The organism is Collinsella sp. TF06-26, assembly GCF_002232035.1.
Lineage (GTDB): Bacteria > Actinomycetota > Coriobacteriia > Coriobacteriales > Coriobacteriaceae > Collinsella.
The window spans coordinates 87,280-98,748 of sequence record NZ_NKXR01000003.1 but is presented as its reverse complement, the minus strand read 5'-3'; the positions used below and the strand labels follow the sequence as shown (position 1 = coordinate 98,748).

The following is an 11,469-nucleotide window of genomic DNA, read 5'->3' as shown; positions in this document are numbered from 1 at the left end:
AAGCCACCACAATGGGGACAGTTCCCATTGTGGTGGCTATTGTTATTTAGGGTCTGAGATTTCGGCTCTATAAATAACGTTTTTGAACTGGGCTACTAAAAGATTGTGGAAAACACTACTACAAGATTATGGAAAACGCTACTGCAAGATTATGGCAAATGATACTATACGATTATGGTAACAGCGTTATAAGGGGCGTTGATATGGCCGAGTACATTAACAGGGATTTGCATGAGTTGCTCATTCGCATGGCGGGTTGGTTTCCTGTTGTGTCGTTGACGGGGCCTAGGCAGAGCGGTAAGTCTACGCTGGTTCGGCATGCCTTTCCCGACTATTCCTATGTTACGCTTGAGGACCCCCAAACGAGGCGCGCGGCCTTGGAGGATCCGGTGAGTTTTATCCGCAACCGAAAGGGCGGACTCATCATCGACGAGGCGCAATACGCCCCGGATTTGTTCTCGATGATTCAGGTTGTTTCGGATGAGCGGGGAGACGCCGGTCAATACATCCTTACGGGATCGCAAAACTTTTTGATGATGAAAAGCATCGGCCAGTCTCTTGCCGGGCGAGTCGGGATCTTAAAATTGCTGCCATTTTCGTTTCGAGAAGCGGAGAGGGGCCAGCAGGGGCAGTTGGAAGTGGATTTGTTTGCGCTCGAAGGGGGATACCCTCGCCTGCGTTCCGCCGGAATGCCGTCCTCGGTTTATTTCCCCAGCTATATTGATACCTATGTTGAGCGCGATGTTGTGGGCTTGCTTGACGTGCGCAATAAAGCGGAGTTTCATAAGTTTCTGTCCATAATTGCCCAGAGCGCCGGTGCTCTCATTAATATATCTTCGCTTTCTCGAGATACGGGTGTGAACGTATCGACCATTAAAAGCTGGTTGTCTATCCTGGAGCAGAGCTACCTGACGTTTTCACTGCAGCCCTATTATGCAAATGCCAGGAAACGTTTGACTAAAACGCCCAAGCTTTATTTTTACGACACGGGGCTGCTCTGCTACTTGCTCAAAATTGGATCACTGGAGCAACTTTTGGAGAGCTCTTATCTGGGGGCAGTTTTCGAAAACCTCATCGTTTCCGAAACGGCGAAGAGCCATCTCAACGTGGGCGAGAATCCCGAGTTGTATTTCTATAGGGACGACGGCAAGCGAGAAATCGATTTGCTCGACTGCACAAACTCAGGGAGTCCCAAGGCTATCGAAATAAAATCATCCAGAACGTATCACGATAAGTACGCCCGCCATTTACAGGCTGTATGCGATGAGATCGACATTGCAAAAGATGCGCGCTATGTTGTGGCCCGCGTGGATTCAACGTATGAGTCGAAAGACTGTAGCGTGGTCTCGGCGCGTGATTGGCTTTTGCGATAACAAGTTCGGCGTATTAACAACTGCCGCGAAGAGGATCGGACCCCTTTCGCGGCGGTTTTTTGCCGATCCGGTGCGCCTCAGATGCAAGTGAGTAGGCTTTTTTGGATCTGTCGAGCACACCGCGACAAACGCTAAATAAAACCGCAGGTCAGAGCTGTGGCGTTTTGGAGTGTGCTCGGCCTCCTGCAAAAGGTCTACTCACTTGGTTTTTCGGCGAGAAGGCCGCCGCAAGGGCAAGCAGCTCTCCTCACGGCGGTTGGCGTTTGCCCAGATAAAACCTGCCAAAATAAACCTGTCCCTTTTTGGCATGTCCCTTTTGGCGCGGCTGATTGGTTTGGGCTGTTTTGGAGAAAGCCCATGAGGCGGCACTCAGGCTAATCCTGCGTGTCGCCTCCGTACATGTAGACGATAAAGCCGTCGCCGGTGTCTTGGCTGTGATCCTCCAGGATGCGTTTCATGTTGAGGTGCTCGTAGAACTGCCAGTCAGAGTTGCAGTCGCTCATCAGGAAGAACTTGGTGCACCCGGCTTTGGCGAGTTCGGCGCGCGCAAGGTCGATGAGCTCGCGGCCGAGTCCCTTGCCCTGCCACTCGGGCACAATGATGATCAGGTTGAGCTGGCCCTGGGCATACTCGTCGCCCGTGGCGGCAAAGCGATCGGCCGTGGCCTTTTCGCGACTGTCGCCAAAGAGCGAGCCCTCGAGTTTGGCATCGGCGGTCTTTGCCATCTCGGTTGCCTGGGCGAACATCTCGTCGTAGCAGGGTACCCACGTGGGGTTGGTACGCGGCTTGCCGTCCTCGAAGATACCGATGCAGCAGGCGGCGATAATGCGGCCCTCTGCCTCGGCGACGAGCGCGATGGGGGAGCGCTGCAGCTGCATGGCAATGTTGAAGCGCGCGCAGAAATCGGCAGCTTCGACGTCGCCGCGGTTGCGCAGCGTGTTGCACCACAGCTGGTTGTAGATGGCGGCGATGCCAGCCAGGTCGTCGAGCGTGGCGGCGCGCAGGGTTACGTTGTCAAGGCTCATGGAGGCTCCTTCCAAGGTGGGTCAGGCCACCTCTGAGTGTGACATGGGCGCACCGCTGCCGCATCAACCATTCGGTAGACGAGCTTCGATCTCTCGGGGACGGAGGAAAAGGGGCCACGAGCGAGGATTTTCGGACGCTTGCTCGACGAGAGTGGATAATCTCCCACTTTTAGCGCGAACATAGGTCAAAAACGGGAGATTATCCACTCTCGTTGGAAGCGCCCGAAAATCCTCGCTCGTTATCCATTCCCTTTTTGGCTGGTTGTGCTTGCACTTTAGCGTGCGACAGCGGATAATGCCGAGCATTCGACAATGTTCTCGTTGCCATCAATTGATTGAGGAGGCCCCGCATGGCCATGGAATTTAAACGCAGGCTGCCGATCCCCATGGAGATCCGCGAGGAAATGCCGCTTTCCGCCGAGCTTACCGCTAAGAAGCAGGCATTCGACGCCGAGGTCGCCAAGGTCTTTACCGGCGAGGACGCGCGCAAGGTGCTCATCATCGGACCGTGCTCTGCCGACCGCGAGGACTCGGTCCTCGAGTACATGAACCGCCTGGCCAAAACCGCCGAGGAGGTCAAGGACAAGCTCATCATCATTCCGCGCGTCTACACCAACAAGCCGCGTACTAAGGGCACTGGCTACAAGGGCCTGCTGCACAACCCCGACCCCGAGGCGCCCGATGACCTGCTCGAGGGCGTTAAGGCCATCCGCCACATGCACCTGCGCGTCATCGAGGAGACTGGCTTCTTCACTGCCGACGAGATGCTCTACCCGTCCAACTACCAGTACCTCGTCGACCTGTTGAGCTACGTCGCCGTGGGTGCGCGCTCGGTCGAAAACCAGGAGCATCGCCTGGTGTCGAGTGGCATTTCGGTGCCGGTGGGTATGAAGAACCCCACTGCCGGTTCCACCACCGTCATGCTCAACTCCATCTACGCCGCCCAGGCACATCAGAGCTTTATCTTCCGCAACTGGGAGGTCGAGTGCGACGGCAACCCGCTCGCGCACGCCGTTATGCGTGGCTACATCGGTCTCGACGGTCGTACCTACCCCAATTACCACTACGAGCACCTGGAGCGCCTGGCCGAGCGCTACACCGAGCATGCCGGTTACGCCAACCCGGCGGCGGTCATCGACTGCAACCACGACAACTCGGGCAAGCGCCCGCTGGAGCAGTACCGCATTTGCAAGGAGGTGCTCGACAGCTGCCGCCGCAACGAAGCCATTTCAAGGCTGGTCAAGGGCTTTATGATCGAGTCCTACCTTGAGGACGGCAACCAGCCGGTCGACGGCGGTGTCTTTGGCAAGTCGATCACCGATCCGTGCCTGGGCTGGGAAAAGACCGACTATCTCATTCACGAGATCGCGGAGCGGGTTTAGTTACGCGGGTTTTCACTGACTCTGCCAAGACATCGGCGGTCCCGTTGCTGCCGGGCACTCATTGGGGACAGACTTAAATGAGTGCTCGCAGAATGAGAGTGGATAATCTCCCGTTTTTAAGTAGTCGTTGGGGACGTTCTTGTTTGACTGGTCGTTTAAGAACGTCCCCAATGACTACCCTGTTGGCCTTTTCCAGGCCCTGTGGACAAAAAATGGCAAATATGAGTACTGTTGCTATCGTAGTGTCATATTGCCGGCATAAGATAATAGACATAACAGAAAATATGTTCATTAACCTTAACACATATAAGCCCGCTATAGAACTATTTGAGTAATTTAGGGGCGCTTGCAAGCCGTGCGGGCAGCATATGGGGCTGTTTTGGCTGTTACTAAAAAGGTAACAGTACTCATATTTGCCATTTTTTGCCCACAGGGGCTGGAAAGGACCGTCAATTCGGCTCCAGGGGATGCGGTCCAAGGGCCGCAGAACGAAAAATGGGGGCGCTGGTTGTCCTGCGCCCCCATTCTTTGGGTATTGCGGTTGTTTGCCGCCGGTTGTTACGCCGCTTCGTCGAACTGCGAATTGTACAGGTCGGCGTAGAAGCCGCCTTGGGCGAGCAGCTCGTCGTGCGTGCCCTTCTCGACGATGTCGCCGTCGCGAATCACCAAGATCACGTCGGCGTTGCGGATCGTGGACAGGCGATGCGCGATGACAAAGCTCGTGCGGCCCTGCATCAGCGCATCCATGGCGCGCTGAATAAGCTCCTCGGTACGGGTATCGACGTTGGAAGTCGCCTCGTCCAAAATCAGCGCCGGACGGTCGGCCAAAATGGCGCGGGCGATGGTCACGAGTTGGCGCTGGCCCTGTGAGAGGTTGGTGCCCTCCTCATTGATCATAAAGTCGTAGCCGCCGGCGAGCGTATGGATAAAGTGGTCGCAGCGTGCGGCGCGTGCAGCGGCCTCGACCTCGGCGTCAGTCGCATCGGGACGTCCGTAGCGGATGTTCTCGCGGATGGTGCCGTTAAACAGCCAGGTATCCTGCAGCACCATGGCAAACTCGCCGCGCAGCGCCGCGCGATCCCAGTCGCGCACGTCGACGCCCTCGACACGCAGCGAGCCGCCGTCCACGTCGTAGAAGCGCTGCAGCAGCTTAATGAGCGTGGTCTTGCCAGCGCCGGTGGGGCCGACGATGGCGATGGTCTGACCGGGCTGCGCCTCGCAGCTAAAGTCGTGGATGATGGTCTTGTCGGGCGTGTAGCCAAACTTGACGTGGTCGAACTCAACGTGGCCGGGGCGCTTCTCGGGAATCTGGGCGTCGGCCTTCTGCTCCTCCTCGGGCGCGGCGAGGAACTCAAAGACGCGCTCGGTGGCAGCGGCCATCGACTGCATCGTGTTGCTCACGTTGCCCAGCTGCTGCACGGGTTGCGTAAAGTTGCGCACGTACTGGATAAAGCTCTGGATGTCGCCGGGCGTGGCATTGCCGGTCAGCGCGAGCTGTGCGCCCACCACGACAACGCCCACGTAGCCCATGTTGCCCACCAAGCTCATAAGCGGCATCATCAGGCCCGATAGGAACTGCGAGCGCCAGCCACTAATAAAGAGACGGTCGTTTTGACGGTCGAACTCCTCGATTGAGGCCTCGGCGCGGTCGAACACCTGAATAACGTTCTGGCCGGCAAAGTCCTCCTCGATAATGCCGTTGACGGCGCCCAGGACTTGCTGTTGCTCGCGGAAGTACGGCTGCGAGAAGTGAATCATCACGGTCAGGATAATCGCGGCTGCCGGCAGCGTGAGCACGGTAACGCCGGTGAGCGGCAGGCTGATCGACAGCATCATGACGAGCACGCCGATAATCTGCGTCACCGACGTGATGAGCTGCGTCACGCTCTGGTTGAGCGACTGGCCGAGCGTATCGACATCGTTAGTGATGCGGCTGAGCACGTCGCCCTTGCTGTGGCCGTTGAAGTAGCTCATCGGCACGACGGCAATCTTGGCGGCGATCTCCTTGCGCATGCGGTAGCAAATCTTTTGCGTGACGCCGGTCATGAGCCAACCCTGGATGAGGCTGCAGACAGAGCTTGCCAGATACAGGCAGAGCAAAAAGCCGAGCGTCTTGGCGATCCAGGCAAAGTTGACATCGCCGGTACCGTTGACCTTGGAGACCAGGCCTTCGAACAGTTTGGTCGTAACCTGGCCGAGCACCTTGGGTCCCACAATGTTAAAGATGACCGAGCACACGGCAAAGGCGACGGCGGCAAACACGGCAATCTTGTGCTGACCGATATAGCCGAGTAGCTGCCTCATGGTGCCCTTAAAGTCCTTGGCCTTTTCGCCGCGGCCCATGCCACCCATGCGGCCCATGGGACCGCGCCGGCGGGTGGGCTTGGGAATCTGAGTCTTGGTCTCGTCGGCCATTAGTGCTCGCCTCCTTCCATGACGGCTGCAATTTCTTCTTGGGTAAGCCCCAGCTCCTCGGCGGAAAGCTGCGACTGTGCGATCTCCAGGTACGCCGGGCAGCTGCGCAGCAGCTCCTCGTGCGTACCGGTGCCCACCACGTGGCCGTCGTCGAGCACGATGATCTGGTCGGCGTGCATGATGGTCGCGATGCGCTGGGCCACGACCACGAGCGCAGCGTCAGTGACGTTTTTGGCCAGCTCCTCGCGCAGGCGCGCGTCGGTTTTGTAGTCGAGGGCGCTAAACGAGTCGTCGAACACCACGATCTCAGGCTTTTTGGCCAGGGCGCGGGCGATGGCCAAACGCTGACGCTGGCCGCCCGAGACGTTGGAGCCGCCCTGGCTGATGGGGGAGTCGTAGCCGCCCTCGCGCTCGGCGATAAAGTCCTCGGCCTGGGCGATGCGTGCGGCCTGGTGCATGTCGTCATCGCCCACCATGTCGCCGGCAAACTTGAGGTTGCTCTCGACGGTGCCCGAGAACAGGCGACCCTGCTGCGGGATGTAACCAATGCGGCGGCGAAGCTCGGAAAGGGTCATATCGCGCACGTCGATGCCGTCGAGCGAAATGCTGCCGCCGGTGACGTCGTACAGGCGCGGGATGAGCTGCACAAGCGTGGACTTGCCCGAACCCGTGGAGCCGATGATGCCGAGCATCTGGCCGGCGTGCGTGGTGAAGTTCACACCGCTGATGACATCGGCGCGGGCATCGGGATACTGGAAGCTCACGTCGTGGAAGGCGAGCTCACCGCGCGGCGCGTTGGCCGCGGGCAGTTTGGGCGAGACGGGGTCGTTGATGCTCGTGGGACAGGTGATGACCTCTTCCACGCGCTCGGCTGCGACTTCGGCGCGGGGCAGGATGACCGACACCATGGTGAGGATCATAAACGCCATGACGATCTGCATAGTGTAGGAGATAAACGCCATCATGTTGCCGACCTGCATCACGCCGTCAGACACGCCCTGCGCGCCAAACCAGACGATAAGCACGGTGATGCAGTTCATAACGAGCATCATGAGCGGCATCATAAAGCTCATGGCTCGGTTGGTGTAGAGCTGCGTGGTCATAAGGTCGAGCGAAGCCTTGTCAAAGCGCTCGAGCTCATGCTCCTCGCGGTTGAACGAGCGGATGGGCATAAGGCCGTCGAGCAGCTCGCGGGCGGTAAGGTTCACGCGGTCCACAAAGCTCTGCATCTTTTTGAACTTGGGCATGGTGAGGCCCATAAGCACGCCGACGACGGCCGAGACCGCGATGATGGCCACGGCGATGGTCCACTCCAGACCGGTGTGGTTGGCCAGGACACGCATGACAGCGACGACGCCCATGACGGGGGCCATCAGGCACATGCGGATAAACAGGGTTGCGGCCATCTGGATCTGCTGAATGTCGTTGGTGCAGCGGGTGATGAGCGAAGCCTGGCTAAACTTGCCCACCTCGGCCGGCGAGAAGTGCATAACCTTGTTGAAGGTCTCGCGGCGCAGGTCGCGGGCGATGGAGCAGGCGGTGCGCGAAGCCACGGCGCCGGTCAGGATGGTGGCGACAAGCGACACCAGGCACAGGCCAAACATCGTGGTCGCCATGCGGCCCAGGTAGGCGTTCTGCACGTCGGCGGGGTCGATACCCTGTGCCTTGTACTCGTCCTGCACGTAGCTCACGGCGCGTTGGGTCACGATGGAGCCCGACATGGAGCCCATTTTGTCCGCCATACCGTTGGCGCCCTCGACGAGCTTGCCCTGGTCGATTAGGCCGCCTTCAACGCCTAGACGCAGGCTCTTCATGGTGATCTTGCCGCCGTCGGCATCAATCTGCTTTTGCATATTCTGCGCCGCTGCGGCCTTTTGCTGCATCTCGGCGAGCTGGTCGGGCGTCATCGCTGCCATTTGCTCGGGCGTGGGCATGGCTTGGGCGTCGCTGTTGCCTTTCTCGCTGGACGCGCCCATCATGTCGCCCATGGAGCTGGCGTCGATGCCTTGGTTGAGCGAAAGGACGACGGTCTCGGGCAGGCTCATGATATCGGCAATCTTGCCGCCGTCGGCGCGCTCATCCTCGGTTCCCCTGTACGTGCGAATGCCGTTTTTGTCTGCCTTGCCAAACGCAGCTTCTACTGTCTTGGCGTCCTTGGCGCTCATAAAGAGTTCGAGGTCGTCGAGCGATTCGGCACGAATGGTGTCGGGCACGGGCGAGGCGATGCCGCCTTGCTGCACGCCCACGTCGACGATGTCGCTCATATAGGTAGGCAGTGCCAGATCGGCGTTACAGCTGATTACGATAAGTACGATAGCTGCGAACAGTGATGGGACATGCTTTTTAAAAAGCTTGAGAATCCTCACTTGGCATTTCTCCTTTCTTGATTGCAGTCGATAATTTCGTTGAGACGCCTTAGAAGGCGCACCATCTCTTGGGTATCTGTTTCGCCGAGCTGCTCGAGGAAGGCCGCGGTGCGCTCCTCGAATTCCCGACGTTTGATTTCGAGATTCTGGAATCCCTTGTCGGTCATCGTGACGTGTACACGACGACGGTCGGTCTTTGAGTGCTCGCGCTCGACCCAGCCCTTGGCTTCGAGAGTGCGTAAGATATTGGCGATGCGGGCACTCGAGACCCAGGCGCGATTTGCGAGTTCGCTCGGCGTGAGCGAACCGCCAGCGAGCATGAGGGCGCGCATGACAGCCATCTCGCCGCCGAGAGCTTTGTCCGCAGAGCGTGAAATGCGATGATGCATGCTGCCAAACTCAGTTAAGAGCTGACGTCCAAGCTCATGGAAATCGGTATCTTCCACCGAAAACCCCTAACACTAGAAACTATTTTCGGTGAAAGATGATACCCGCATATTCGGGCCTCATGCAGTGGGCAATATAAAGAGCGCATAAAGAGTTAAAAAATTCAATTGCTGAAGCGTTTCAAAGAACTACTATGCCCGCGGTTAGGCGAGGGGTTGTCACCACCATGACGACTGGGACTCATTTATCGCCACGTGCGATGCTCCAACTTCCCGCAAGGAGACACCTGAATCAAGGGGGTTGGAGTCATGGCATTTGACTTCACGGGCAAAACCGCGATCGTTACCGGCGGCACTCAGGGCATTGGCCTCGAGATCGCCAAGGGCATCGTCGCGGGCGGCGGACACGTCGCGCTCATCGCAAGGAACGCTGCCAAGGGCGAGGCCGCTGTGGTCGAGCTTGGCGAGGGCAACAAGTTCTATCAGCTCGATGTTGCCGATGCGCCCAAGGCGCGTGAGACCGTCGAGCAGATTTTTACGGACCTGCCGCAAACCAACATCCTGATCAACTGTGCTGGCGTCATCAGCACCAAGAAGTTCGACGAGATCGATGACACCGAGTGGCGTCGTACCATCGACATCAACCTCAACGGTACCTTCACTATGATGAATGCTGTGTACCCGCACTTTAAGGCGGCCCATGCCGGCACTATCGTCAACGTGAGTTCCGTTGCGGGCAAGATCGGTGGCGGCCTGCTCGGCACCGCGGCTTACGCGAGCTCCAAGGCCGGTGTTAACGGTCTAACCAAGGCAGTCGCCAAGGAAGGCGGCAAGTTTGGCGTCCGCTGCAACGCCGTGTGCCCGTCGCTCACCCTTACCGATATGACCTCGATTCTCTCTGACGAGAACTCTCAGCGCATCATCAACGGTATTCCTCTGGGCCGTGCCGCCCAGGCAAGCGAGCCCGCGCAGATGGTGCTCTTCTTTGCCTCCGACCTTGCCAGCTTCGTGAACGGCGAGATCGGTGACTGCGACGGTGGCATCGTTCTGGACGGGTAATACCCCGCGACGTTAATTCGGCGACGGCTCCTGCGACTCGGGACCGTCGCCTTCTTTCTGGCACAGGAGCGTGTGACCGCGTGTCGCACGCATCAAAAGGAGATATAAATGAGTGAATCGACTGCGGTGGAGGCGCCGGCGGCAAAGGAGCCGTTCTTTAAGATGTCCTCCATCCCGGGTGCCAATATTTTGGTGCCGCTTTTGTTGGGCTGCCTGCTCAACACGCTGTTCCCCGACCTGTTCAAAACGCTCGGCAGCTTTACGCTCGGCATGACCCAGCAGGGCGCAGGCCCGCTTGTTGGCGCTTTTTTGCTCATCGTCGGTACGACGATTTCGTTTAAGAGCGCTCCTGCCGCCGCTGCCCGCGGCGCCATCATCATCGCCGTCAAGCAGATCGTGGTCGTTGCCGTGTCGCTGCTCATCCTTTATGTGTTCAACGACAACCTGTTTGGTATCTCGGCCATGGTGATGCTGGCCGCTTGCACGGGTGCGAACAACGCTATGTACGCTGGACTGATGGGCACCATGGGCAATGAGGCCGAACGTGGTGCCGTCGCAATCACCACGCTGGTTGTCGGCCCTCCGGTCACGATGATCGTGCTCGGCGCTGCCGGTCAGGCTCCGATCGGCTGGTCGCTCGTGGGCGCCATCCTGCCGATCGTCGTCGGCATTATCCTGGGTAACCTCTTCCCCAGCTTTAAGAAGATGATGGCACCGGCACTTTCCGCCATCATCGTGCTCGTCTTCTTTGCCATGGGATCGACCATGACCTTTGGCCAGCTTATCAACGGTGGTCTTCCCGGCATCCTGCTCGGCGTGATCTGCTCGGTGGTCTTTGCAATTCCCGTCATCGCGGTCGATAAGCTCACGGGCGGTACGGGTGTCGCAGGTGCGGCCATTTCGAGCTGCGCCGGAGCCAATGTGGCCACGCCTGCTGCCATGGCAAGCGTCAACGAGGCCATGTACGGCCGCGCGGTGCTCGCGACGGCTACGGCGCAGGTCGCAGCATGTGCTATCGTGACGGCCATTTTGACCCCGCTGGTCACCAGCTGGTGCTACAAGCATTTTGAGGGCCAGGGCCACAGCAAGGCAACGACCGACAAGGCCGCCGCAGCCGCCTAATGCCAAGCGGCAATCAAAGCTAAATAACTAGCCATGCCACAGGGCGGCCCCGGGGGAAATCCCGTGGCCGCCCTGTAGTTTCTGTGGGGTCTCTGGGGCACTTTACTCTGCTAAAGCTGGCATAACAGCTAGAGTGAAGGACGTATAAAGGCAAGGGGAAATATCAAGCGAATCGGTGAACGGTAGCTGATGGTGGGAGCGTTTCCTGCGGATTTGTTAAAAACAACCTTATGGTATAAAAAAAGAAACATATAACAGCCCTGATGAAGGGGGTGGCTATGTTATCCTTCTCAAACGGGTGAAATCTTGGGTTTTGGGTTGCAGTTCCAAGGTGGACAAAC

At 58.3% G+C, this 11,469-nt stretch carries 8 protein-coding genes; 4 read left to right on the top strand and 4 right to left on the bottom strand.

All coding sequences use genetic code 11. From position 1 onward, the window contains the following. The first annotated feature begins 203 nt into the window (after window positions 1–203). Window positions 204–1,373 carry an ATP-binding protein gene (locus tag CHY22_RS02975; protein ID WP_199408734.1) on the top strand — a complete coding sequence of 390 codons (1,170 nt, stop codon included), beginning with the start codon at window positions 204–206 and terminating at the stop codon, window positions 1,371–1,373. A 374-nt stretch (window positions 1,374–1,747) separates the two neighbouring features. Here CHY22_RS02975 and CHY22_RS02970 read toward each other — a convergent pair whose 3' ends face one another. Then, window positions 1,748–2,398, bottom strand: coding sequence for a GNAT family N-acetyltransferase (locus CHY22_RS02970; RefSeq protein ID WP_089572363.1), 651 nt, complete (start codon window positions 2,396–2,398; stop codon window positions 1,748–1,750). A gap of 350 nt (window positions 2,399–2,748) precedes the next feature. On the opposite strand from CHY22_RS02970, the gene CHY22_RS02965 reads away from it, so the two are divergent. Further along, window positions 2,749–3,780 carry a 3-deoxy-7-phosphoheptulonate synthase gene (locus CHY22_RS02965; RefSeq protein WP_089572362.1) on the top strand — a complete coding sequence of 344 codons (1,032 nt, stop codon included), beginning with the start codon at window positions 2,749–2,751 and terminating at the stop codon, window positions 3,778–3,780. A gap of 558 nt (window positions 3,781–4,338) precedes the next feature. On the opposite strand, the gene CHY22_RS02955 is transcribed toward CHY22_RS02965, so the two are convergent. The 3 genes from CHY22_RS02955 to CHY22_RS02945 are packed head-to-tail and all read right to left on the bottom strand — an operon-like array spanning window position 4,339 to window position 9,007. Further along, the gene (locus CHY22_RS02955) at window positions 4,339–6,195 is read right to left on the bottom strand and encodes an ABC transporter ATP-binding protein (RefSeq protein WP_089572360.1); all 1,857 of its coding nucleotides are present in this window, start codon (window positions 6,193–6,195) and stop codon (window positions 4,339–4,341) included. Next, the gene (locus tag CHY22_RS02950) at window positions 6,195–8,561 is read right to left on the bottom strand and encodes an ABC transporter ATP-binding protein (protein WP_089572359.1); all 2,367 of its coding nucleotides are present in this window, start codon (window positions 8,559–8,561) and stop codon (window positions 6,195–6,197) included. The genes CHY22_RS02955 and CHY22_RS02950 overlap by 1 nt, the downstream gene beginning before the upstream one ends. Continuing rightward, window positions 8,558–9,007: a MarR family transcriptional regulator gene (locus CHY22_RS02945; protein ID WP_089572358.1), complete on the bottom strand. Its 450-nt coding sequence runs from the start codon at window positions 9,005–9,007 to the stop codon at window positions 8,558–8,560. The genes CHY22_RS02950 and CHY22_RS02945 overlap by 4 nt, the downstream gene beginning before the upstream one ends. Before the next feature lie 249 nt (window positions 9,008–9,256). Between CHY22_RS02945 and CHY22_RS02940 the strand changes: the two genes are divergently transcribed. Together CHY22_RS02940 and CHY22_RS02935 are read left to right on the top strand one after the other, a co-directional pair. Continuing rightward, window positions 9,257–10,006, top strand: coding sequence for an SDR family NAD(P)-dependent oxidoreductase (locus CHY22_RS02940; RefSeq protein ID WP_089572357.1), 750 nt, complete (start codon window positions 9,257–9,259; stop codon window positions 10,004–10,006). A gap of 108 nt (window positions 10,007–10,114) precedes the next feature. After that, window positions 10,115–11,128 (top strand): 2-keto-3-deoxygluconate permease, encoded by a 1,014-nt coding sequence (locus CHY22_RS02935; protein ID WP_089572356.1) that lies wholly within the window; start codon window positions 10,115–10,117, stop codon window positions 11,126–11,128. The last annotated feature ends 341 nt before the right edge of the window (window positions 11,129–11,469 follow it).

What these genes read in the sequence shown, in the direction of transcription:
- CHY22_RS02975 (WP_199408734.1), top strand. Translation starts at nt 204, where the DNA reads ATGGCCGAGTACATTAACAGGGATTTGCATGAGTTGCTCATTCGCATG.
- CHY22_RS02970 (WP_089572363.1), bottom strand. Translation starts at nt 2,398, where the DNA reads ATGAGCCTTGACAACGTAACCCTGCGCGCCGCCACGCTCGACGACCTG.
- CHY22_RS02965 (WP_089572362.1), top strand. Translation starts at nt 2,749, where the DNA reads ATGGCCATGGAATTTAAACGCAGGCTGCCGATCCCCATGGAGATCCGC.
- CHY22_RS02955 (WP_089572360.1), bottom strand. Translation starts at nt 6,195, where the DNA reads ATGGCCGACGAGACCAAGACTCAGATTCCCAAGCCCACCCGCCGGCGC.
- CHY22_RS02940 (WP_089572357.1), top strand. Translation starts at nt 9,257, where the DNA reads ATGGCATTTGACTTCACGGGCAAAACCGCGATCGTTACCGGCGGCACT.
- CHY22_RS02935 (WP_089572356.1), top strand. Translation starts at nt 10,115, where the DNA reads ATGAGTGAATCGACTGCGGTGGAGGCGCCGGCGGCAAAGGAGCCGTTC.